This is a genomic window from Patescibacteria group bacterium (assembly GCA_038065315.1).
Classification (GTDB): domain Bacteria; phylum Patescibacteriota; class Minisyncoccia; order Phycocordibacterales; family JBBTRF01; genus JBBTRF01.
Genome location: JBBTRF010000002.1, coordinates 20,218 through 43,980, shown reverse-complemented (window position 1 = coordinate 43,980; position 23,763 = coordinate 20,218). Strand labels below are relative to the sequence as shown.

The following is a 23,763-nucleotide window of genomic DNA, read 5'->3' as shown; positions in this document are numbered from 1 at the left end:
TATTATTATGTGCGGAATCCTGGGCATTACCGGCGCAAACATTGAGACATACGACGACCGAATGCTCGGCTCGATGCTCGACACACTAGCCAAGAGAGGTCCAGACGACAAGGGGATCGCGCGATACAACCGATGTGTCCTAGCGCAAACACGACTCTCGATCATCGATCTTTCTGGCGGACATCAGCCGATGCGGGACAACGCAAATAACCTCACCGTAACTTTCAACGGCGAGATCTATAATTATCGCGAGCTGCGCAGTGTGCTTCAAAAAAAAGGTCATACTTTCTCGACCAATTCAGACACCGAGGTGATTTTGAAAGCCTACCAAGAATACGGGGCTGAGTGTCCGAAACATCTCGACGGCATGTTTGCTTTCGCTATTTGGGATGATGAAAAGCAGCAGCTTTTTTTGGCACGAGATCGATTTGGGAAAAAGCCATTATATTATGCGTACGACCAAAACGGTGCGTTGATATTCGCCTCAGAAATCAAGGCAATCTTCGCATCGGGGAAAATAAAGGGCGTACTCAATCCAGCCGCCATCGACGACTATCTCACCTTGATGTACATCCCGCCATGGAAAACTACCTACAAAAATATTTACACCTTACCACCGGCGTCTTGTGCAACTTTGGATTTTCAGAATACAAACACTGAAGATCGTTTGGTGATTTCTCAGTACTGGAAACTTGAAAAAACCGTACCGAACGGAACCGACACAAAAACACTGACATACGCTGAGGCAAAGGAGGGCGTCCGAAGACTACTCACCGATGCAGTGCGCAAGCGCATGATCGCCGACGTAGAGATCGGTTCCTTCCTCTCTGGCGGCGTAGACTCCACGCTGGTCACCCACCTCGCACAATCTTTTTCCAAGACCCCAATCAAGACTTTTTCAATCGGGTACCAAAACTATATCAACGAACTCCCCTTCGCCCTCGAGGCTTCTCAGAAGATCGGTACCGAACATTACCCCCTACAAGCCAAAGATGACGCTGTTGGCGAGCTCCGTAGTGCCCTCGCATATTTTGACGAACCACACGCCGACTCATCGGACTTCCCTCAGTTTCTTCTCTCCCGCTCTACCGCTGAGAAAGTGAAGGTGGCACTTTCTGGTGACGGCGCAGACGAACTCTTCCTGGGCTATGGTTGGTACACTCGACACAAGCATCTGTCGTACCGAAAGAATTTTATTGAGAAAGTATTTCTGAGCCCATTTGCTGGATACATACGAGCAATCAGCGTATTCAGTTCATCTGAAAAAAGACGACTGTGGAAGAAACAACCTGGCAGCAGCAATGAAGGTGGCGGTATCATCAATACACAAGTCGCGCATTCGACCCTCTCATCCGCCCGAAAGATCAACCTCTTCGACCTCACCACCTACCTCCCTGGCCTCCTTTTGGTGAAAGCCGACCGAGCCGGCATGATGAACTCACTCGAAGTGCGCTCGCCCTTCCTCGACCACAAGCTGGCGGAATTCGTGTACAACCTACCCGATGAATACAAAACCGATGGATCGACATACAAACGCATCCTCAAGGACCTGCTCGGCGAGGTGATGCCGCAGGAATTCGTTCATCGTCGCAAGCAAGGCTTTGGTGCACCGGTGAAGAAATGGCTAAGAGAAGGCGCATTTAAAACCGAAGTGGAGAAGACGCTATCCGACCCAAAGGCGGAGATCTTTTCAATGATGAACAAAGAAGCGGTCGAGGCATTGCTTCACCGATTCTACGTCGAGGGTAAAGATGAATATCATTACAAGATCTGGGTACTGTACTGCCTGGAAATCTGGCTACAGTCTCACAAAAAATACCATGTCGCAGACTAATATCAACACGCCAAACCTATCGACCTTGCCGATTGCCTTTCTCATCTTCAATCGCCCGGAATACACTCGCAAGGTATTCGAGCAAATCCGCCAGGCAAAGCCTCGACAGCTCTTCATTATTGCAGATGGTCCACGCACCCCGGCCGAGTCAGCCCTCTGCGAAGAAACAAGAGCGATCGTTGCAGATACGGAGATTGACTGGCCATGCGAAGTCCGTCGCAATTACGCCGAAAAAAACCTTGGCCTGAAAGAGCGTATCTCCTCGGGATTGAATTGGTTTTTTGAACACGTCGAAGAAGGGATTATCCTCGAAGACGACTGTCTACCCCACCCGTCTTTCTTTCGTTTCGCAGGAGAGATGCTCAAGCGGTATCGATCGGATGAGCGAGTGATGATGATCTCTGGCGACAATTTTCTGCCAGATGTGCACATCGAGACCGACTACGCATTTTCAAAATACTTTCCGATCTGGGGCTGGGCGACATGGCGCCGAGCATGGCAGCAGTATGATGTGCAGATGAAGGATTGGGAAAGAGCAACAAGAAACAAGAGCGACTCGGGAGACATAAAGATGCTGAACGAGCTATATCCGGAAGATCAGAAATATATGAGAAATCATATGGAACGTCTCTTTGACGACATCGTATCCGGAAAGACAAACACCTGGGACGTGCAGTGGCTGTATGCCTGTCTGAGGAGTGGCGGCTTTTGTATCATCCCTCGCAAAAATCTGGTATCCAATATCGGCTCAGAAGGGACGCATTCGGGCGGCAGCAACCAGCACCTAGCGACACATGATCTCTACGCGGATGGAGCTATCGTTCATCCGGCAACTGCCGAAGGCGCGGTAGCGGCCGGGATGGAATACGACCGAGCCTTTTACGAACGGAGTTTTCGTCCAGAGCCATTTAGCCTGAAGAAAACAGTCATCGCGATCGCGGTGAAGAGCGAATTACTGAAAAAACTCTACCGCCTTGTGACCCGAAAAAAGGCGTGATAAAATTGGCTCCTATTTATATGATCAAAAAAACCCTAAAAGCAGTCAATAATTGTCTAGACAGCACGCTCGGATTCCGGATCATGCCGGTGAAAACGGCGAGTTCGGTTGGCCTGGTTTTTAACACGTCGAAAAAGACCGATCCGAAGGAATACTCGGCTGTCTCGGGAATCGAAGGAATCATTCCACCGTGCCAGATCGAGGTGTATTTTCGTGCCCTCAATAATTATGTGAAGGAGGGCGACCGTGTGCTCGATGTCGGATTTGGCACCGGCTATGGACTGGTGCTTTTGGGGAACAAAGCGACTGAGGTGTATGGCGCCGATGTCGATAAGAAAGCCTACGACTATTGCCAACGCGTACTTGCCGGCAAGCATCCAAAGTTGAAAAAACTCTCTTTGTACGATGGCTATAAACTCGACTATCCTGACAATTATTTTGACATGATCACCTGTGTGGAAGTGTTGGAGCACGTGGAGGACTACCATCGCTTCCTCGACGAAGTGTTGCGTGTCTCGAAGCGCGGCGTCTTCTTGACTACACCGAACAAGCGACCAGAGTACACCAAGGCCGATGGCACGCCGAAGAATTATTGGCATTTGCGCGAGTGGACATTTGCTGAATTGGATGCGATCACCCGAAAGCACGGCGAAGTGGAGTGGAATTGCGTCAACGGACCATTCGAAGGACCATTCACGATCACAAAAACTGAGCAGGCGGATACGCTCGACCTCGCGCTGTTCATCAAGAAGGCGGCGAAGTAATCGCATGATCGGCACTCTCAAAAACAAAGTCTCAAACAAGCTACATGGAGTAGTGCATGTGCCGGCGACACGCGAAAAGACAGGTGGCCAGTCGACAAAAAAAGGTCGAGTTCTCCTCTCATATCTCACCGGCCCCTTCACCCTTCTCCCTTGGCAGCGATTCACCGACCCACACACCAACTATTGGGAATGCTCTGAAATTGCTCGGCTGTTTTCAGTTCGAGGATATGATGTCGACGTGATCAATGCCTCAAATACGTCTTTTGTTCCGCGCAAACAATATGATGCCGTCGTCGATGTGCGGCAAAATCTGGAGCGATGGTGTACTGCCGGCCTCGCAGGCACCTCCCTCCTTCCTGCTTCATGCAAAAAAGTAATGCACATCACTTCGTCGGAGAGCGGTTTTCAAAACGCCGCTGAAGCGAAGCGTCTCGCCGAACTCAAACAGCGACGCGGTATCATTCTGCCAGCTCGGCGCGTCGAGACCGGTGCTGAAAATCCTGCTTATGCAGACTTCCTTGAAGGCTTCGGCAACGACACTGTTTACGCAACATTTGCTCGATTCAATAAACCGATTCGCCACATTCCTATATCCGTCGCACAGACATTTGAAGCTTCCGAGATTGGCGAGGCGGGCGGAAAAGATTTTGCCGAAGCGCGAAAGCACTTTCTCTTCTTCAGCGGCGGTGGGGCTATCCTAAAGGGACTCGATTTGGTAATAGAAGCTTTCTCCACCATGCCGGAACTGCATTTACATATCATCGGCCCCACCGCCGCTGAAACAACGTTCCAAGCAGTCTATGCAACCGAACTCGCCTTACCGAATATCACTTGCTATCCACGACCAAAGATGGACAAGGCTGGCACAATGACCGTCGGCGACACGACATTCATTGCCATCGCTAATAAATGCGCAACCCTCATTTACCCTTCAGCCTCTGAGGGTACTTCCGGTGCCGTGATACAGGCAATGCATGCTGGAGTCTTCCCGATTGTCACCAGACAAACAGGTCTTGCTGAGAAAGCCCCGGCAATCATTTTGGAGGAGCCGACCATTGAATCGATCCGCGCACAGGCGAAAAAAATCGCACAGACTGCACCGGAGCAGCTCAGCACATTGGCTCACAACACCTGGATGTATGCTCGGGAACACCATACGAAAGAGCATTTTTCTTCCGCTTACGGACATTTTATCGACGACATACTACGCCCCGCAACAAATCCGCTCATCTCTGTCATCATCCCTGCACACAACAACGCCGAGACGATCAAAACAGCGATTGATTCAATCCTCCAACAAACATACACACATCTTGAAGTCATCGTTGTGGACGACAACAGCGCCGACAACACCAAAAAGATTGTCGAGGACGTCGCGAAAGAAGATCCGCGAGTCGCTTATTACTCACTACCCGGCAACGACACCGAGCGCATCGATCCGATACTGAAACGCAACACCAACGCAGGCTATGCTGCGCGAAACTTTGGCTTCACCAAGGCTCGTGGCGAACTCATCACCTTCCAGGACGGCGATGATGCCTCCCTATTGAACCGACTGGAGGTTCAACACGATCTGCTCACCAAGCATGGCGCGATGCACATCACTACTGAGTGTGTCCCGTTCAGAGAAGAGCTCCTGGGGACGAAAGCGGAATACAAAATTGACGGAAAAATCCTTGGACCTAAAGAGATTTACACGTTGTCACAGAAAGCAAAAGGGTTGGTTGCAAAAGTCTCGACGTATGTAAATAGCGCGATTCATTTTCACTACAAACGTCTCCGCGTACTGAACAAGCTCTTCTTTGGCAACCTGGCGCCCTACCCAGGCGCGGGCAACAGTCCAATGTTCAAGCGCGAAGTGATAGAAAAGGTCCAATTCAGAAAGCTCAAAAACCGGGTCTGGCCATCTTTCATGGGCCGCGGCGCTGATCGCGATTTTAATTTCCAAGTCGCCGAAACATTCAAAAATAGTTACTGCTTCCCGATTGCTCTGTATCTGTGGCGGAAGTAGCAAAATGTCTACAAGAAAAAACTCCCTCGGCCACGGATGGCGCGAGGAAGTTGCGAAGTATCACTTGTTATTTCGAGTAATCCGCTACACCCGGACAATGGCCGAGAGCGCGGCATGATCACTCACACCGAAGTGTGCAGCCACTTCCGGAACGGCGACATGCGCGGCGAAGACGTGATCCACGACAAGTTCCGGGCCTTTCTTGCCGCGAACTTCCCAGTCAACGGTGTTGGTGATGCTGCCCGGCATAACGCTCTGATAGTGCTCCGAGCCGGCAATAATGCCGTAGATCTCGCCGCCAGTGGCAGCGTTGAAATCGCCGGCTATCAGGCCACCGTCAATCAGTTGCTCATTCATGCAGTTGCGCAGCAGGCGCGTAGCCTTGCGTTGATGCTCGTCCGCTTTTCCGCCCGGAGTCCAAACCCCGTGCGTAGTGCCAACCCGGACTTGAACGTTGTCGGGTAACTGGACGTTGGCGAACACGGCGACGCGGGATTCGGTCTTGCGGACCAGATCCAGATCCGTCGGAGCGGCAGCGCCATTTTCGCCGTAGGTGACGCCGTCGATGTCCAAGACCGGCTGAATGTTGCCGACGTAAGCATGCGCCGAGGTGCTGGCGAGCGGAAACCGGGAGAAAATGCCGACGCCGACCGGAACATGGCCCAGTCCCCTGAAGTGGTGGCGGCACATCGGCACGAAGTGCATCGACGGACCGAACACTCCGGGGAACGAGGCGATATGGTCGGCGCTGATGTCTTGCAAGCAAAGCACGTCGGCCTGCTGCTCCCGTAGGAAGGTAATGATCCGGTCGATGCCGGAAAGTCCGCGACCAACGTTGAGCGTGATGAGCTTGAACTGTTGACGTTGCACTGCGGCCTCCTTTCAAGAGGTTTGCGGCCTGTTTAGGGCCTGGTTTATTGCGTTTTCTGCTGTTTTTTCAAATTCGGAACATGCCAAACAGGGCATTTCCTGACCGGTCTCAATTGTAGCATATTTTAATGCTACTGTCAATGTCTATTTTGCGGCCAATTATAAGGCTTTTTGACGTTATTTTCGAAGCTTTTCCGTCAATCTAACCCTGGATCACAAATGCGGCGTGAGTATGAAAATCGTCAAAAGAAAGATCGTACTTGATCGCTGGCTTCCCTTGCAGGGCTAAAATAGCGTTCGCGATGTCCACTTTGGTCGGATAGTAGCCTTCAGTGAGTGCAGTCGAGGTTGGACAGGCAACATTCGGACACGCGAGCGAGACCGGCGCCTTTTTCAGTCTGATCGCGCCGTTCTGCGCCACCTTTGCGATGATCTCCGAGCCAACACTAAATGAATCGATCGTCGTATCGATGCACAACAAATGTCCGGTCTTCTGCACCGAACGAGTGATGGTCTCGTGGTCGACAGGATTGATGCTCACGAGATCGATCAGGTCGATATCTGCAACGTCTGTGCCGTTGCCGCTCGCATTGAGCAATTCGCAGGCTTGTAGCGCGCCAACAAAACCGTCACCATACGCGACGACCGTGACACTCTTCCCTGTTCGAAACACTTTCGCCTTGTCGAGCGGTTCGGCGTATAGCTCTTCGGGCACATGCTGCTTCATGCCGTATGAATAGCGGGTTTCGAGAAAGACGACCGGGCTGCGATCGCGCAAAGCAGAGACCAGTAGACCCTTCGCCATGTATGGCGTCGATGGAATGACCACTTTCAAGCCGGGAACATTGCCGAACATAGAATACGTCGAGAGCGTGTGCTGCGGACCATTGCCCCAGGCGCGGCCGATGGCAATGCGGAAGACCGCCGGCACCGGATTGTCGCCGCCAAACATATAGTTCCACTTTGCGGCTTGGGTGAAGATCGAGTCGGAGGCGAGCAGTGCAAATTCGATGCGACCATGATGAATGACGGGGCGCAAGCCGCTGATCGCCGCACCCACTGCCATACCAGTGAATCCCGCTTCGGAGACCGGAACATCGAAGATGCGGTCCGGATACTTTGCTTTCAACCCTGCAGTGGTCCCGTCCGCGCCATTCTTGTATGAGACACCGAGACCGATCACGAACACACTTGGGTCAGCGGCCATCATCTGGTCGGTGGCCTCCCTGATCGCGTCGTTGCATTTGATGATTCGTTCGGGCATACAAGTATTCAAAAGTTATTTCGCGTAAACGTCAGTATATAAAGTCTCCTTCGCCGGAAATGGCGCATCCTTCGCGAAGGCGATTGCAGCGAGCACGGTATCTCGAGTCTCCTTTTCGATCTTGGCGAGTTGCTCCTCGGAAGTACCCGCAGTGAGCAAGGTTTGCTTCAAGCGCTTGATTGGGTCGCGCTCGAGGCGCTTTTCGAGCGGATCTTCTTCGCGATAACCTTGAGCGTCATCAAAGAGCGGCGCGCTGTGGGCCATGTGACGATAAGTGATGCACTCGAGCACCATTGGTCCGCCGCCAGCGCGGATCTTCGCGACGGCGGCGGTTGCCTTTGCGAGCACATCTTCGAGATCGTTACCGTCAGCCTTCATATACTGCGCGCCGAGGCCGGTGACGATCTTTTCGACATTGTAGCCTTCAGAGCGCCGGTCTTTTATTTTCGAGTTGACCGAATAGAGATTATTCTCTACCACAATGAGATATGGGAGTTTAAAAAGCGCGGCGAGATTGATCGTCTCGTATACCACACCCTCTTCGGAAGCACCGTCGCCGACAAACGACACGGTGAGGTCGTTTTTCTTGTTATATTTTTGTTCAAAAGCCGCACCGCACGCGAGTGGTACCACGCTACCGAGAATCGGGGTGGAGCCGACAAAGTTCACCGACTTGTCGATCATGTGCATCGAACCGCCCTTCCCTTTCGACGAGCCGTGCGCCTTGCCGAGCAACTCGCAGACCATGCGTTTCAAGTCGCCGCCCTTCGCCAAATAGTGGCCGTGTGAACGATGGTTACCCATCACTTTGTCGCCACTCGCCAGCGCCGCGCAGACGCCTGTTGCGACCGCTTCCTGTCCGACATAGAAATGCACGAAGCTCATCACCTTGTTGGCCAAATAAAAGTTCGCGATCTCTTGCTCAGTGATGCGGATCAACTGCATTTTTTTGTAAGCGTCGAGGAGGGATGTAGACATTTTAGTGTTCGTGTGCGTCACGCGGGTTAGTTTGGACAAATATCAATAATAATTCGTCCAGCCTGGCCCGCTCGCACCATGTCGATCGCTTCATTGACCTTGTCGAGGCTGATGCGATGCGTAATGATATGGTGGATTTTCAATGCGCCGGTCTTGTGCATTTGCAAATAACGCGGGATGTCTTTTGTCGGATTGAATTTTCCACCCTGAGTCGCCTTGATAGTCTTCCCTTTTCCGTCGAACATGTGGTGTGCATTTTTGAGCTCAATGGTTTCGCCCGGTTTCGGCTGACCGACGAAAATATAGCGACCGTTTCCGCCGAGCAGCGGAAGGGTCGCTTCGACTGCGTGCTTGTTGCCGGAAGTGTCGACGATCACATCCACGTCTTTCAGATTCAGTTTTTCGGTCAATTCTTCCTTGATACCTTTCTCCTTTGAATTGATGAATAGGTGTGCACCGAGAGACTCCGCCATCTTGCGCTTGCTTTCGTGAACGTCGACGAGAATGATGGGCTTGGCGCCGGCGATTACCGCCGCGTTCAAAAGATTGAGACCCAAGCCGCCGGCGCCCACAATCATCACACTCTCACCCGGCTTCACCTGCGCTTCGTTCTCCATCACACCAAGTGCAGTCGACAGTCCGCAGCCCAGCAGCGCACAGAGGTCATTCGGCGTCTCGTGCGGTACAGCAGTAAGCCGATTTTCCGACACAATCGAGTACTCACTGAAAGTGGTCACCTTGCCGCTGCGAATCTTTTTGCCATTCAAAATATAGGTCGGAAAATCGGCTTCGATCCCGTCACCCTTCATCCAATGCATCACCACCTTGTCGCCCACCTTCACATGCGTCACATCTGGGCCAAGTGCCTCGACAATACCGCAGCCTTCGTGGCCCAACAAATGCGGGACGAATTTCGCATTGCCTTTATTCCCCGCGATTTCCTGCAGCTGCGCCCCGCAAATACCACTCACCAGCACCTTCACCAATACCTGGCCGGAAGTGAGGTCAGTGAGTTCGACATTTCCGATAGCGAGCGGCGCGTCAATCGTCTCGAGTATGGCCGCTTTCATCGCTTTTTTGACGTCTTTCATTGGAATTAATGAGGATAAAATAGATATGGTATACTGACCGATATAGAGCCATATTATCGTAACAAACACCCTATGTCTAGCGTCATTTTGTATCACCATCTTGGGCTCGGAGACCACTTCATGTGTCACGGCATCGTGCGTGAATATTGCCAAAAATACGACAAAGTAGCGCTGTTTTGCTACCCCCACAACTACCCTTCTGTCGCCTTCATGTATCGTGACCTCAAGAACCTCAATATCATCCAGGGTAACGATGCCTTTGCTCGACAATACATCGCCAGCGAGAGTGGCAACGGTAGCGGTCCCGACCACTACGACGAAGTGAGGCTGATTGGTTTCGAATTCCTCGACGAATGGGGCGGTCGCCAGCTCGAAAAGCAATTCTACTCCCTCGCCGGCGTGCCGCTCGAGAAAAAATGGGACAGCTTCCATATTGAGCGCGATCCTGTACGTGAAAAGGCGTTGTTCGACAAAGTGGCACCGAAGGGCGACTATGCCTTCATCCACGAAGACCTGCCTCGACAATATCTTATCAAGCGTGACAAGATTGGCGCCGGCCTCGAAGTGTTCAGCCCGCAGCGTCAATTTACGGAAAACATCATCGACTACTGTCTGATGTTCGAAAAAGCCAAAGAGATCCACGTGATTGACTCGTCTTTCATGTTCCTCATCGACTGCCTTCCGTATGAAAATCCGACACAGAAATTGTTCGTGCATCGCTACTCGCGAGAAAATGACGAGTGGAAATTGCCGATCCTGAAGAAGCCGTGGACGATTCTCAGTGACTCACAGCAGACGCACAAGCCGCCGATGACTTGGGCGCGCGTCGTCGGCTACACCAAGTATTACATCAAGCGCGCCCTCCGCGCACTCGGACTGATGAAGAAATGAAATTTAGCATCGTCACCCCCGTCTACAACGGTCAGCGCTTCCTCTCCGAAACGATAGAGAGCGTGCTTTCGCAAGCGGGAGATTTCGAAATCGAATATATCGTGCAAGATGGTGGATCCACTGACGGCACTATCGCGTTGCTGGAAGAATGGCAACGAAAAGTCGATGAGGGTCTGGTGCCGGCGCGCTGCAAAAAAGTGACGATGCAATGGGCATCGGAAAAAGACGCTGGGATGTATGATGCGGTGAACAAAGGGTTCGCACGCGCCGGCGGCGATGTCTACGCGTACATCAATGCCGACGACATCTACGCCGCCGGCGCCTTCCAAAAAATCGCTGCTGTCTTCTCTGCGCGCCCAGACATTCTCTGGCTGAAAGGCATCACGTCTTTTATCGACGAACGCTCTGCCATTACCGAACGAGGACGATGCTATCTATACAACCAAGAGTGGATTGCTCGCGGGTTCTACGGCCGCAACGCATACTTCATCCACCAAGACAGCGTCTTTTGGCGTAAGGAGTTGTGGAATAAGGCTGGGGGTATTGATCCTGCATTAAAGCTTGCTGGAGACTACTCTCTATGGCTACAGTTTGCAAAAGTCACCCCCCTTTGGTCACTCGATGCTGAAGTAAGCTCATTCAGATCTTCCGTCGGACAACTCAGTACCAACATGAAACAATACAGAGAAGAACAAGCAACACTTTCTCGAGAGTCCGGCCCACTCAACAAAAAAGTAAAGATGTTCTTTTGGTTGAGATCAAAATTATCCTCGCCACTTTTCACTCCAATCTTTTCTTTCACCTACCGCACCCTTTTCCCAAAACGGAATCTGTACTATATTGCACTGGATGAACAGGGAAAGCCTGTAGAAAGAAAAGCCTCTTCGTATGTCATTTAACCTCCGACAATCGCTCAAGAAAGTGGCGCCGCTTAAGGTGACTGTAGTTTGCCTGCGCGCGCTAAAAAATAAGTATTCTTTTGCCACAAAACTCAGATTATTGTCCCGTTTTCTTTCTGAGTATCGAGCATTCCAAAAACTCCCGATCAACCCTCGGTTCATTCAGAAAACCGAAGACATCTACCCTCGCATCTACGACAATACGACAAACCACCACCTCGACCCGGTGTACTTTTTCCAAGGCTGCTGGTGTGCGAAAAAAATCTTTGAGCAGAAACCGTCCCACCACTACGACATTGGTTCTCAAGCAAGCATGGTCGGCATCATCTCACAATTCACGCCGACAACAATGGTAGACATTAGACCAATTCCCCTTTCCCTTTCGGGACTCTTTTTTGTCAAAGGAAGTATTCTTGAGCTCCCCTTCAAAGACGGCGAGATTGCATCGCTCAGCTCTATTTGCGTGATCGAACATATTGGCCTCGGCCGCTACGGAGATCCCCTCGATACCCTCGGTTCAGAAAAAGCACTCAAAGAACTGGTTCGCGTACTCGCTCCAGGCGGCTCACTGTACCTTACCGTGCCAGTGGACAGTGAAAGCAAGGTGTATTTCAACGCACATCGGGCCTTCACTCGCGAATACCTGCTCGAACTCGCTGCCGGCCTTGTCGTCGTCGAAGAAAAATATATTTACGGCGACTCTATGTATGAGACGTACGACCGAGCCCGTGGTTTTGGCACCGGTCTCTATCATTTCAAAAAGAGTCCGAAACATGTCTAAAAAAATCTCAATTATAGGGGCCGGCGGCAACGAGCTCGCCAACCAGCTCTGGAATTACGCCAGCATCTACGCATACTGCCTGGAGCGCGGACTCGACCTCAAAAACCCATCTTTTTTTGAATATGGCAGTAGCTTTGAAATGTCTGCGGCGCCCAATTGGCTTTTTAAAGTGGCTTTTTTTCTCCCTTTTGAAGACTACCGCGGCCGCAAGACCGCCTTCCGTCGCCGACTTTGGCGCAAAGCGTACTCTTGGTATGCTCGCGTAATGTTTCTAACCAAAAAGCAACGTATCTTTTCATACGAGCATCCAGACAACATCCCCTTCTATCTTGCACCGACCACATCGAAAGAGGCCTTGCCGGGACATTGCTCATACCTCGACGGCTGGCTCTTCCGCAACCCAGTCGGTTTGGAAAAATATCGAAATGAGATTCGAGCGTATTTTGCGCCAAAGCCCTCAATCCAAAAAACGGCGAACGATCTTCTGACACCAATCAGACAAAGATATCAGAATATTGTCGGGGTACATGTCCGCCAAGGCGACTATCGCACTTGGCGGAACGGCGCATACTTCATCGAGCAGAAACGAGTACGGGAAATCTTGAATGAATACCTACAGCACGCCGGTACTGCCGCGAAAGACAGCTGTTTCGTCATCGCCTCCGACGGCCCGATCGATGAATCAGTATTCGCCGGTCTCAACATTGTCGTCTCAAAAAACGGACCAGTCGAGGATCTTTTCATGCTCGCCCAGGCCGATGTCGTGATTGGCTCCAACAGCACCTTCGGAGACTTTGCGGCATACTACGGCAACATTCCGCACATCGTGATGACCAACGAACCAGTCGATTGGGGATACTATGCCGGAAAAAACACTTTCTTCCCCAACAAATATTGCACCTGGGTCCACTACTAGCGCTTCCGCCCGATCACATACAAATGAGTCGCCACTGCATCGGCGCCTGGCCACACCATGAAGAAGTAGTCGAGATATTTCAGGAGACCGAGCGGGATCATGAAGATATGGGCTAAAAGTGGTGCAATTGGCTTGTAGCCGAAGGAGAATAGGACTCCAAGCCAATATGCCAAAAACAGCAGAAGGGCGCTCCATGGGCCGGATCGCACGCCGGTTTCCACAATCTCCACCTCCATGCCAGCCATACGCTCGGGATCGGTAAAGAGGAATTTCAGACCGCTCACCGTCCAGCGATTGAAGTCGTCCGGCGAAGCATGATATGGGTGGATAAACGGCGCACTCACATAGAAATAGCCGCCCGGCTTGAGCACGCGCACCATCTCTTTCGCCACCAAATCAGCTCGTGGCACATGTTCGAACACTGACTCACTCACTGCCCCATCCACAGAACCAGTCGCAAAAGGCAGAGCTGTCGCGTCAGACACAATATCCACTTCAGGAAATGGAAAGACGTCGAGATTCACCAGATCCTTGCCGAGACGCTCCGGACCGGATCCAACATCGATCACCAACGGCTTCCCACCATTCATCTTCTCAACATGTTTCCAGAGGATGGACGGTCCATTTTTCAGCATCATCACTGGACACACCACCTGCCACACAGCGTAGTACAATTTCGGAAACTGTTTCAGAAACGATTTCAGCCAGTTGATCCCGGAGACATGCTCGTCTTCGTTCAATTCAAAGACTGCCTTCTCGATCAAATGCGGCCGACCGGCTTCATCGATACGAAAAAACGTACCGTCGACAGCGCGCAAACCTTTTTGCTCACCCTGAATAGCCGTAGCCGCAAGAACCTCCGAAGCAAGGGATTGCAATGTGTGCGGTGCACGCAGAGCCGCCTGGTACGTCTCCATATTTTTCACATTCTCATGAGCCGGCTTTCTGAGATGCAGCAGTCGGTCAGAAAAAATGGCAATGATCGCGTGAACCCCATCTCGGTAGCGGATCTTCTTGCCGTGCTCCACATCGCGTGGTGCGTGGGAAATCGGCCCTTCGGCGATCACGTATCCTTTGCGAATCGCTGCGAGTGTGAAGACAATTTCCGATTCAAAGCCGCCGGCCACAAAATACTTCCCCGCCGCTTTTGGAAAGAGCTTGTAGCACGTCCAGACATCGGTGAGCTTTTGTCCGTACATGAGGTCAACTAATTTAGTGATCAGCCACACACCAGCGCGGGGGATCAAAAAGCCTTTGCGTGCTACGTGAAAAAGGTTACGCGACCCATACACTGTATCCACGATCCGTCCATCAGGCAGTTTGGTGCCAATGAGTTTGAGCAAGCTCGGAATCTCAGCCGGATTGTATTCGAGATCAGCATCTTGGATGAGCAGGTAGTCGCCGGTCGCTTCGGCGATGCCGCGCTTCACCGCACTGCCTTTCCCGCCATTCTTTGATTGGAAACAGACCTTCAGACCAGGCTGCGTTTCGCCCTTTTTAGCCAACAGATCCTTCAAAATATCGACAGTTCCGTCGGTCGAAGCATCGTCGACGACAATGACCTCCTTCTCCCAGCCCACGAGCGGCACACTCTGTACTCGCTTCAGAATCTCACGAATCGTGGCCTTCTCATTGAAGCACGGGATGATGATCGACAATTTCATAGTTTCGACAGTATAGTACGCCTTGCCTCAAAAAGTCCATAGAACGAGAACATGAAGATGAACACCTCCACCGGTACGCGAAAACGGGCATTCACGCCGAGTCCGTTGATCGAGGTGGTGGCCATGAAGTACAGGACGATACAAAGTGCAAGTACGAGGAGCTTTTTGTCTGCGACTGAGCGGTTCCCGTTTTTGTCTTTTTGTGCAAGCGCGGAATATGCGCCCCGGAGAAAGAATACCGTGATCACTATCCAAAGAATGCGGAAGATGAGAATGAGGATCGCCGGAGAGAATGCGTAGTGGCTGATTGCCTTCAGCAAGGTCAGCGGCTCATGCAGTAGCAGCCACAAGGCAGGCTTGGTGAGAATGTTGGGCACGACAATTCCAGAATATTGCAAAATAGTGAGCATGCCGTCGTGGGTGAAAAAGGTGATGGTCGTGTTCGCCACAGATTGTACAAGGGCGGTTTTATGTTGGAAGATGGTCGCAAGAGCTTCAGAGGCGTACGTTTTGCTGGTCACCAAAGTGATACCGTTTTCATCAAACCCTGGTCGCTTTCTAATAGCATCGAGCTCAGTCTGAAAATTCGTGCGGTTGTCGATCGACAGAACAGTCGGGGCCAGATACACCGCGAGGTTGAATGCCGGCTGAGCACTCATCCCCCAAACGCCGAATTCAACCCGGTTTCGTACCAGCCATGGCATCAAGATTGCCATGAAGACAAGGACGAAGGCGAGCATCTGCCAAATTATCTTTTTCGTCATCGTCTGCCAAAAATACCAGAGCATGAAAAGCGGCACGAGGATCGGCACATACTGAATGGTCGGCTTCACCAAGGTCGCCAAGCCGAGGAACACTGCCGACCAGACGAGCATACGCCAACTCTGCTCCTTGAAAAATCGGAACAAGAAAATAAGTCCGAGAAGAAGGAAGAAAGTGAAGCACGTTTCCGAATACAAAAGAAACGAAAGAAGTACGGGGTATGGCGAAACGACCATCGCTACGCTTACCCATTTCGCGACACGATCGGCGTCAGCCAAAAAACTGCCCAAAAAGACCTGCCGACAGAGTCGGTAGCCGAACACCGGGATACAAGCACTGGCGATCAACTCAATGAAAACCACTGCCCAGTAACTCTGGAATACGAAGGCGAAGAGCGCGATGAGGTACGGCCACAGCGGTGGTCGTAGCGGGTTGGCACGGAAAGGCGGGTCCACTTCCCCAAGAAATCCGTGTTGTCGCAAAGCACTTTGACTCAATTCATACCAACCATCGTCGGCGTGGATCGTCGGGATCAAGGCGTATTGATTGTGTTGTAAGTTCACAAAAAATAGCACGAGACGTAACGCGAGAGCGACACCAAAAATGATGGTCTCCCAGCGATATGTTTTGAAAAAATTCTTTAGCGTGAGTTTCATGTGAATGTATCCTGTGCTATTCCGCTATTTCTGCCGATGGACAAAAGCGCAAATCTCCGCGGCGCGGGCCTGCCATGTATTTGCCTTCACCTGCTCAAATGCGGCCCTTGCGAGACTATTGGAAAGCGCTGGTTCGTCGATCATCCTGGAAATGCCTTTCGCGAGTGCCTCTGCGTCGTCGGCGGGTACAAAAAGGACTGAGTGATCGTCGGCAATCTCGCGGATAGACGGAATATCCGAAGCAACAATCGGCCGATTGCTCGCCATGTACTCAAACAGCTTCATTGGCGAGGTGTAGTATTTAGAGATATCTTCCTTCGCGGTATTTGGGAGCACCAGGACATCGGCAGCCTTCTGCCACACAGGGATCTCGGTGTGAGGTCGGTGACCGATCACCACCACCTTGCCGTTCGAGATTACTTCGGCGTGTCGAAGTTTGAAAGATGCAACATCAGCCGGTGTTCCGCCGACAAAGATCGTCTTTGTATTAGGAGATAGCAGAGCGCTCGCAGCAGCGAGAGTGTCGACTCCCTTCCAGCCATAGAGATGTCCTGTGTACATCACCAGCTTTGTATCTGGTGCGAGAGCGGCGATCCATGGATGTGCCTGAGTCAGCTGCTTGCGAGCCTCGACCTTCGAAAGCGGTATCGCAAATTGTGTGATGTCGACGGCATTTGCCCGACATAGGATTTTCTCCGAGTCGATTCCGAAAAGGCTCTGTGCTTTTTCGGACTTCCAGCGATTATGGATCAATACCCAGCGCATCCGGCACAGAAAGCGGACAAAGAAAGCATGGCCACTCTCTGGAAAATCATGCATCTCGTAGAATGTGTTTTTTGAGAGGAAGGACAGTGCCAAAAGTGGCAGCCATTCATTTGAGAAGAGTATGGTCTCGGAACGCGTCGCTCTTTTGGCAAGTCGGATGGCAAAAAAGTAGGTGCACGAGAGGCTGAAGCTGGCGAAGCTGACAAAGAAGGCTATTTTTCGTGTGGTCGAAAAGCGGTTTACGAATGGCAACCAAAATAGATCGATGACGGGTAGATACTCGACCCCGAAGGTGGCACGAACGCCGTAAAAGGCCGAGGCCGACTGCTTCGAGCGGCCGAGGCGTCGAGGCGCCACGATGGTGGTCTCGAGTCCCTGGCCAGCAAACGCCTCGGCGCTCTTCGCGGCAAACAAAGCCGCGGCCTTCTCGCTCGGAAACCTCCCATGAAAAATGAGAAAAAGATTACGCATGTGCAACGAAAATATACCCCATCGGATAGCGTGTACGCAAACCCGGCCGCAGCGCCAGGACTATGACATCGGCCCAATAATAGAACGGCAGCAAAAGCGGTCGCAAGAAAATCGGCAACGACAACACAATATTGTTGAAATTCAGCAAGATCGGTCCAGCACCCACCTCCCGCACGGCCACCTTGGAAAAACCGGCCTCCCCAAAAATACGCACGAGCGATTCCTTGGTGTATCGAAAATAATCATGCGGATCGGGATGATAGTTTATCAAAAAAGGCACGAAGCCTATCAACGAGCCCCCCGGCTTCAACACCCGATGCATTTCTCCTGTCAAAAAAATGTAGTGGTAGATGTGCTCCAAAACGTTGCAACAGATCACCGTATCCACAGAAGCCGTAGGGTACGGCAACACATCTTTTTCAAAATCAATCTTGCTGATCGAAGCATCGAGCGCCTCAATTGAAACATCTCCTTCTTTTTTCAAAAAAGAAAAATAATCCGGATGTCGCCCACCACCAACGTCTACCACTTTCCTGCGGATTATCTCATCAGACAGAGACCGGTTCATCAACGCACGCAACACGCTCTGTCCTTTCGACACAGACTTCAATAAATACCAAAACAGAGAAATGTGAGAAGGGGCAATCATGACATCGCGGTAATTAGCCTTCCCACCAAGGTCTTCAGATTGTTTTCTTCCGCGACAGTCCTCAATCGCGCAATGATATTCGACCGTTCGGAAATACTGAGACTGAGCAACGCAGATAGCTTTGCCGCCAAGTCCGCAACATCACCTTCTTTGAATATACAACGTGAATCAATCACACCTTCCAGGTTGCGATTTGATACCAACACCAAGCTGCCACAAGCCATCGCCTCAAAAATCGTCTTGTCGTACATCCCGCTCGAACTCAAATTCACGCACACGTCATGCGACTGATACACCGCGACCGTCTGCATATTTGGAATACCTGCAAAAAACTTCACCTGCTCATCCAACCCTTCGCGCTTCACCATATCTTTCAAGCCTTCATAATATCCTACATCGGCCGGCAACGGGTCACCATACAAATCAAGTTTCACGGCCACGCCTCTTTTTGCCAACATCGAAACAGCCTCAATGAGCACGTGCGGCTTCTTCACCGGAGCCATGCGCGCAAGAAAAAGAACGTTTCGATTGACCATCGAGGACGCACCGGACGAAATCGATGAGGTCGGCCTAAAAATTTCCGTATCAATCCCCACCGGCATCAGCTTGGTCTTCTTGAAACGCGCAGTGTACGAATATTTCGAAGTGCAAAACACTGCGCCACAGAACATCGCCGCCAGATGGGTTCGCCAATCACCCGAATGATGATTGCGCCACATAAAGCATTTCTTGCCGAGCAATTTCCAGAGCCAGCCGCCGAGAAGCAAATATTCCTGATTCATATGAACAAACACAGCATCGTGGTCGGCACGATACTGCCACGCATAGCGGAAAAAATTCGCAATATACCCGCAGCGCGGCACACCACTTTCTTTGCCAAGCGACAGCACTCGCACATTGGGCGGTAAGGCATGCTCGCCTTTTTGGAGACAGATCACGGTCAACTTCTCCGATCGCTCGGCGAAGGCATGTAGCCAACCATGCATGAATCCAAGCACCGGGTCATTCTGATCGACTTTTTGGGTGATGATGAGGAGTTTCATTCGTTTGGCGCCCCCTTGGCCTTGAAGATAACGAAACGATACACAAAAAAGCTCACCACCGCAATGAGGAGCGTCACTGCGACCTGCGAGTATACCGGCCACCAACCGAAGCCGTCAACAAAGAGCTTCAGGAGACCGAAACTCGCCACCACACTCCAGCCGGAAAGAACGGCGTAGCTACCAAATTCGAAAGCGACTGTCTTCGTGTCGGCGGCGCGGAATGCAAAATGTTTTTGGAGGAAGAACCGAGCAAAAAAAGAGCATGTGTAGGCGAATGCTGCGGCATATAGATAATACCAACCGGCGTAATGCGTCAGTGCATACAGAAAACCGACATCAATGGCCGCGGCAGTGCCCCCGGCGATGCCATATCGTACAACCAACATACAGCGTTCAAGAAGTGGAAGTTGAGTTGGAGGCATGATAGAAAAATTAGCCGCGTGAAACCCGTGAACTCAACGCGGACAGCACGCCTTCTTGGTACGCCTTCAGATACGCCCCGTGGCTCGGGTAGGCATGCTTGCGCGCATCGCGCGCAGCAGCCTCGCCAAACTGTTCGCGCAATTCCGGATGCATGATGAGCTTGGTCATTTTGGTGAAGAGCTGATTTTCGGCTTCTTTCGCATTCCCTGCGCCCAATGGAAACACGTACCCATTTCGACCATCAATCAGCAGACTGCCGGCAATACCTGTGTCGCTGGAAATCACCGGCATACCGGCGAGCATCGCCTCCACCATCGTCATCCCATACCCCTCGAAAAGCGAAGTGGAAAGCAGAAAATCGGCCGAATGGAAGAAGGGCAATAAACGCCTCTGCCAGCCTACAAAAAGCACCTGGTGCTCAATTCCTAGTTTACGGGCCAAACGCTCAAGGTGGGGCCTTTCTGGGCCTTCCCCGGCGATAATAAGACCTGTTTTCGGTGCCACCCGGACCGCCTTGGCAAAGGCCCGTAAAGCGAGGTCCACCTGCTTCTCTTTGGTGAGCCGGCAGGCCATCAAACCTGTCGTTTCCCAATGCGGCAACTGTACCCAATCTGCCTCCCTTTCGCCACCCACTCGAGCGTGTACATCTTGCGAAAGCGCCCAGGCAAATGGGTCGACGTAGATCGGCAAGACTTGAATGTGATCTGGGTGCCAAACATGAGAACCCATGAGCGATTTTCTAATGCGCTCCGAAACCACTCGCACCGAAGAAGCGCGCGCCAGCACGGCGCGCGCAATGCGACGACGCATTCGATTCAACAAGCCGACGAAAGAGAATGTTGGCCAACAAAAATACGGAGACATAAAATCGGTATGCACCTGCACCTGCAACGCCAAGGCAAACTTATCCGCGAGTCGCTTCCCCACCAAGCCGGTCTCGAATGGATCCTGTGTGGAGATGACGATCTGATTCGACGGCGTGCGCTTGAGCAGGCGCGCGAGCACCGCGCGACCCACGCGCACGCCATCCCGCACAAAACACCAGCGACTCCACGATTGTGTGCTGTGCACCAAGACATTCTGACCGATCTGAATCGTCGCGGGCACAAGAACGCCACGTGACACATTCGACCCGCCCATTCTCGACGCACGTTTTCCAAAACGTCGGGTAAACAGCACAATGTGCAATTCGGCAAACAAATTACCGTACTCACGCATGCGGCGATGCGCCGGGCTCCCTTCTTTGAGAATAGAGAGATCGGTCGAGACCATCACTACCGCGGGGAGCTGGGAACGCTTCATGGACATATTATACCTTGCCCAACCAATCTTTCATGTTGCGAGCGACCAGCGACCAATCATACTTCTCGGCCACCATCGCCTTGGCATTGTGCACCAAGACATCACGGAGCTGTCGATCGTCCAATCGTTTCACCTGTACAGCGATACTCTTTGGATCCTCCACCTGACAGAAAAGTCCGGTTGCGGGCTTCGCTGCATACTTGCCACGCTCGGCTTCCATCTTCGCCGTCTGTTCAGGAGAGGTGAGGAAATCAACGATGCCGCCCACTGGCGTGGCAATCACCGGAATACCAGCCGCCATAGCCTCAATGAAGGAATTACCAAACCCTTCGGAAAGCGCTGGTCGCACGAAGACATCGGAGATGTGAAGATACTTTGGCATGTCTACGTGCGACACGTGGCCGAGAAATTGCACGCGGTCGGCGACTTTGAGCTCGCGCGCGAGCTGACGCAATTGATTTTCCAAATAGCCAACACCGAGAATGAGTAATTTCACCTGTTCTGGCAACAGCGCGAGCGCGCGAATAATATCCCCGACCGCATTCTTCACCACCAGTCGTGACGTCGTCACCAAAAATTCATCGGTATATTTCTTTCCCAGCGCGTCCTTCAACGCGGTCAGTTCAATGTCTGGCACGCGATGTGCAAAGTGCTCCACATCCACACCATTCGGCACCACTGCCACTTTTCCCGTGTGTCCCATCTCTGTTGCAAAGTCAGCAAGGTATTGCGAAATCGCCTGCACCTGATCGGCTCGCACAAAGATCTGTCGGAAGATTGGGTACAGCAACCCCACTCGCTTTTTAATATACGGAATTGGATCGCCTTCTTGCAAGGTGAGCAAAAAAGGCACCTCCGGCCGCAACCACTTGAAGAAGAGTCCTGCAAAGCCGGCATAGTTGGCCATCATCGCCCACGTCGCATCGTATGCTTTCTCTCGATGCAATTGTCGCGCCTTCCACGCTCCAATAAATGGCAACAAGTACTTGTTCAATTTCAACGGAAACTTCAATGAATCCGCTGAGTCGACACAATCTCCCGCAAAACCAACTCGGTGCACGTTCACATTGCCAATTTTCTCGTATTTCGGGAGGCGCCTGTCAAGCCGCAATGTCACCATATCGAATTCAATGTCCGAAGGCAAAATTCGGTCGGTGATTTCCTTGATCGCAATCTCAGCCCCTCCAATGAAGCGCGGATAGTAGACAAGGGAAAAAATGAGGATTCGCTTCATAGATTATGCCCATTTTACCGCAAAAGGTACCACCAGGCAAAAGCGAGCAGTATTAGCACGCCAATAGTGGCACCGTAGTAATTTAGCCTTCGCTCCTTCGCAGTAGTATCGAGCGCGATAATCTGCCCCTCACTACTGCTCGCCGTGAGGTCGATTGTCTGTGAAGCGTTGTCTGCCACCTTCGGTTTTGCTACCACCTTTGCCACCGCCCTTGTCGACTTTGTCACCGTTTTTGTCTCTTTAGGCGGAACGACCTTTGCAACCGTCTCCGAGGCCGTCGGCGAAATCTCTCGTTCAGATGAAGTCGCCACCACCCGACCGTTCAGATATTGCAACGTGATCGGCAGCTCTTTCGCTCGCGACACATCCGCATGCGCCATGGAAAACAAACTCGTGTCAATGTTCATTTCCGCACGACCAGACAAAGTGGAATGCTCCGGAAACAGGAAATCATTCCTGCCGTCCTGGTGTATCTTCAGGCCAAACAGATCAATCGAAGAAGTGTCTTGATTCAGGATCGTCAACACCTCCTGCGAATGCGCGACACTGAGCTGGGGCGAGCGAACCGTCACCTTCAAACGATCACTCGCGGAGTACACATCCGACGCAGCAGCCAAAAACACATCGTACGTCCCCGGTTGCGTATACGTGTGCAACACGTACTGTCCCTCTTTCGTCTGTCCATCGCCAAAATTCCAAACGTATCGAGCATTTTGCAACGGCTGTTTCTTCAAACCGAGACCCTGAGCGGAAAAAGCGGTCTCGACACCAGCAAACACCTCGCTTTTTCCGCTGATCTTGCAGAAGATTTGTGGCTCCACGGGAATACTCTTCGTGACGACAGGCGTCGCCATTTCAGCCGATACTTGAACGGGACTCGAGGTTTCCGCAGCAGGAGTGGCGGATGGCGGTGGAGAATCAGTCGTGCTGCTTGTGCCGCTTGTACCATTTGTGCTACTCACATCAGCGACACTGAGACCCCCACCTGGCGTCGGTACAGCAACGACCCACGTCATTACCCCTTCTGCAGAGATCTGTCTCTGCAGCGAATTGCCGTCACCAGCTGCGCCGATTGTCGGATCAAACACGAGACTGTCTTCATCGAAATCCTTGCTGCGCAACACAATGGGCTCACCGGTATTTTTGAGCGAAAAACTGCTGTCAAAAAGCGGGCCGGAGTAGGTTGACCAATCCACCAAAAATTTCGCTGGATCATCCGCAATCACCCCATACTGCCCCGCATCGAGCAGACCTGTACTCACACTGCCAAGCGCACTCGCTTTCAAGACATGTTGTACGCCTTCTTCGGACAATTTCATCGCGGACACATCAACCGGCGCACTGCCGGTATTGTGAATCTCGATCCATTCCCTGCCAGTATCCGTCCCAGCTGGGTCATACATCACTTCGGTAAATTCAATTTTTGCTTGTGCGACTACAGGAAAAACTGCTGACACGATGAGTGCCAAAACAACCGATATCTTTATATTCATTTTTA

Annotated in this window: 21 protein-coding genes; 8 read left to right on the top strand and 13 right to left on the bottom strand. The window is 51.8% G+C overall.

Features of this window, described 5'->3' with window-relative positions; translation table 11 throughout:
• The first annotated feature begins 7 nt into the window (after positions 1 to 7).
• Genes asnB through AAB391_03915 form a run of 4 tightly spaced genes read left to right on the top strand, consistent with a single transcriptional unit; the run spans position 8 to position 5,606 of the window.
• Entirely contained in the window at positions 8 to 1,834 is a 1,827-nt protein-coding gene (gene asnB, locus AAB391_03930; GenBank protein MEK7645433.1) for an asparagine synthase (glutamine-hydrolyzing), read from the top strand.
• Positions 1,821 to 2,831 carry a glycosyltransferase family 2 protein gene (locus tag AAB391_03925; protein MEK7645432.1) on the top strand — a complete coding sequence of 337 codons (1,011 nt, stop codon included), beginning with the start codon at positions 1,821 to 1,823 and terminating at the stop codon, positions 2,829 to 2,831. Before asnB ends, AAB391_03925 begins: the two co-directional genes overlap by 14 nt.
• Before the next feature lie 20 nt (positions 2,832 to 2,851).
• Positions 2,852 to 3,595, top strand: a complete 744-nt coding sequence (locus AAB391_03920) for a class I SAM-dependent methyltransferase (GenBank protein ID MEK7645431.1) — start codon at positions 2,852 to 2,854, stop codon at positions 3,593 to 3,595.
• A gap of 4 nt (positions 3,596 to 3,599) precedes the next feature.
• Entirely contained in the window at positions 3,600 to 5,606 is a 2,007-nt protein-coding gene (locus AAB391_03915; GenBank protein ID MEK7645430.1) for a glycosyltransferase, read from the top strand.
• Positions 5,607 to 5,690: 84 nt separating this feature from the next.
• On the opposite strand, the gene AAB391_03910 is transcribed toward AAB391_03915, so the two are convergent.
• The 4 genes from AAB391_03910 to AAB391_03895 all read right to left on the bottom strand — a co-directional run bounded on the left by AAB391_03910 (position 5,691) and on the right by AAB391_03895 (position 9,809).
• On the bottom strand, positions 5,691 to 6,476 hold the full coding sequence (locus tag AAB391_03910; protein MEK7645429.1) for an endonuclease/exonuclease/phosphatase family protein: 786 nt from the start codon (positions 6,474 to 6,476) through the stop codon (positions 5,691 to 5,693).
• Positions 6,477 to 6,678: 202 nt separating this feature from the next.
• The gene (locus AAB391_03905; GenBank protein MEK7645428.1) at positions 6,679 to 7,740 is read right to left on the bottom strand and encodes a transketolase C-terminal domain-containing protein; all 1,062 of its coding nucleotides are present in this window, start codon (positions 7,738 to 7,740) and stop codon (positions 6,679 to 6,681) included.
• 15 nt (positions 7,741 to 7,755) lie between these two features.
• Positions 7,756 to 8,718, bottom strand: a complete 963-nt coding sequence (locus tag AAB391_03900; protein MEK7645427.1) for a thiamine pyrophosphate-dependent dehydrogenase E1 component subunit alpha — start codon at positions 8,716 to 8,718, stop codon at positions 7,756 to 7,758.
• A 26-nt stretch (positions 8,719 to 8,744) separates the two neighbouring features.
• Complete coding sequence (locus AAB391_03895) at positions 8,745 to 9,809, bottom strand: zinc-binding dehydrogenase (GenBank protein MEK7645426.1); 1,065 nt, start codon at positions 9,807 to 9,809, stop codon at positions 8,745 to 8,747.
• Between the two features lie 72 nt (positions 9,810 to 9,881).
• Between AAB391_03895 and AAB391_03890 the strand changes: the two genes are divergently transcribed.
• From AAB391_03890 to AAB391_03875, 4 genes are read left to right on the top strand one after another with little or no spacing between them, the layout of a single operon-like run.
• Positions 9,882 to 10,700, top strand: coding sequence for a hypothetical protein (locus tag AAB391_03890; protein MEK7645425.1), 819 nt, complete (start codon positions 9,882 to 9,884; stop codon positions 10,698 to 10,700).
• The gene (locus AAB391_03885; protein MEK7645424.1) at positions 10,697 to 11,599 is read left to right on the top strand and encodes a glycosyltransferase family 2 protein; all 903 of its coding nucleotides are present in this window, start codon (positions 10,697 to 10,699) and stop codon (positions 11,597 to 11,599) included. The genes AAB391_03890 and AAB391_03885 overlap by 4 nt, the downstream gene beginning before the upstream one ends.
• Complete coding sequence (locus AAB391_03880) at positions 11,589 to 12,380, top strand: DUF268 domain-containing protein (protein MEK7645423.1); 792 nt, start codon at positions 11,589 to 11,591, stop codon at positions 12,378 to 12,380. Before AAB391_03885 ends, AAB391_03880 begins: the two co-directional genes overlap by 11 nt.
• Positions 12,373 to 13,296, top strand: a complete 924-nt coding sequence (locus AAB391_03875; protein MEK7645422.1) for an alpha-1,2-fucosyltransferase — start codon at positions 12,373 to 12,375, stop codon at positions 13,294 to 13,296. The genes AAB391_03880 and AAB391_03875 overlap by 8 nt, the downstream gene beginning before the upstream one ends.
• Here AAB391_03875 and AAB391_03870 read toward each other — a convergent pair.
• Genes AAB391_03870 through AAB391_03830 form a run of 9 tightly spaced genes read right to left on the bottom strand, consistent with a single transcriptional unit; the run spans position 13,293 to position 23,758 of the window.
• Positions 13,293 to 14,960: a glycosyltransferase gene (locus AAB391_03870; GenBank protein MEK7645421.1), complete on the bottom strand. Its 1,668-nt coding sequence runs from the start codon at positions 14,958 to 14,960 to the stop codon at positions 13,293 to 13,295. The genes AAB391_03875 and AAB391_03870 overlap by 4 nt on opposite strands.
• Positions 14,957 to 16,378 carry a glycosyltransferase family 39 protein gene (locus tag AAB391_03865; protein ID MEK7645420.1) on the bottom strand — a complete coding sequence of 474 codons (1,422 nt, stop codon included), beginning with the start codon at positions 16,376 to 16,378 and terminating at the stop codon, positions 14,957 to 14,959. Before AAB391_03865 ends, AAB391_03870 begins: the two co-directional genes overlap by 4 nt.
• A gap of 24 nt (positions 16,379 to 16,402) precedes the next feature.
• The gene (locus AAB391_03860; GenBank protein ID MEK7645419.1) at positions 16,403 to 17,614 is read right to left on the bottom strand and encodes a glycosyltransferase; all 1,212 of its coding nucleotides are present in this window, start codon (positions 17,612 to 17,614) and stop codon (positions 16,403 to 16,405) included.
• A complete protein-coding gene (locus AAB391_03855) occupies positions 17,607 to 18,263 on the bottom strand; it encodes a methyltransferase domain-containing protein (GenBank protein ID MEK7645418.1) in 657 nt (218 codons plus the stop codon). Before AAB391_03855 ends, AAB391_03860 begins: the two co-directional genes overlap by 8 nt.
• Positions 18,260 to 19,306 carry a glycosyltransferase gene (locus AAB391_03850; protein MEK7645417.1) on the bottom strand — a complete coding sequence of 349 codons (1,047 nt, stop codon included), beginning with the start codon at positions 19,304 to 19,306 and terminating at the stop codon, positions 18,260 to 18,262. Before AAB391_03850 ends, AAB391_03855 begins: the two co-directional genes overlap by 4 nt.
• Complete coding sequence (locus AAB391_03845; protein MEK7645416.1) at positions 19,303 to 19,692, bottom strand: GtrA family protein; 390 nt, start codon at positions 19,690 to 19,692, stop codon at positions 19,303 to 19,305. Before AAB391_03845 ends, AAB391_03850 begins: the two co-directional genes overlap by 4 nt.
• Before the next feature lie 46 nt (positions 19,693 to 19,738).
• Positions 19,739 to 21,031 carry a glycosyltransferase gene (locus tag AAB391_03840; GenBank protein MEK7645415.1) on the bottom strand — a complete coding sequence of 431 codons (1,293 nt, stop codon included), beginning with the start codon at positions 21,029 to 21,031 and terminating at the stop codon, positions 19,739 to 19,741.
• 7 nt (positions 21,032 to 21,038) lie between these two features.
• Positions 21,039 to 22,265 (bottom strand): glycosyltransferase, encoded by a 1,227-nt coding sequence (locus tag AAB391_03835; protein ID MEK7645414.1) that lies wholly within the window; start codon positions 22,263 to 22,265, stop codon positions 21,039 to 21,041.
• A 14-nt stretch (positions 22,266 to 22,279) separates the two neighbouring features.
• The gene (locus AAB391_03830; protein MEK7645413.1) at positions 22,280 to 23,758 is read right to left on the bottom strand and encodes a lamin tail domain-containing protein; all 1,479 of its coding nucleotides are present in this window, start codon (positions 23,756 to 23,758) and stop codon (positions 22,280 to 22,282) included.
• Positions 23,759 to 23,763 lie beyond the last annotated feature (5 nt).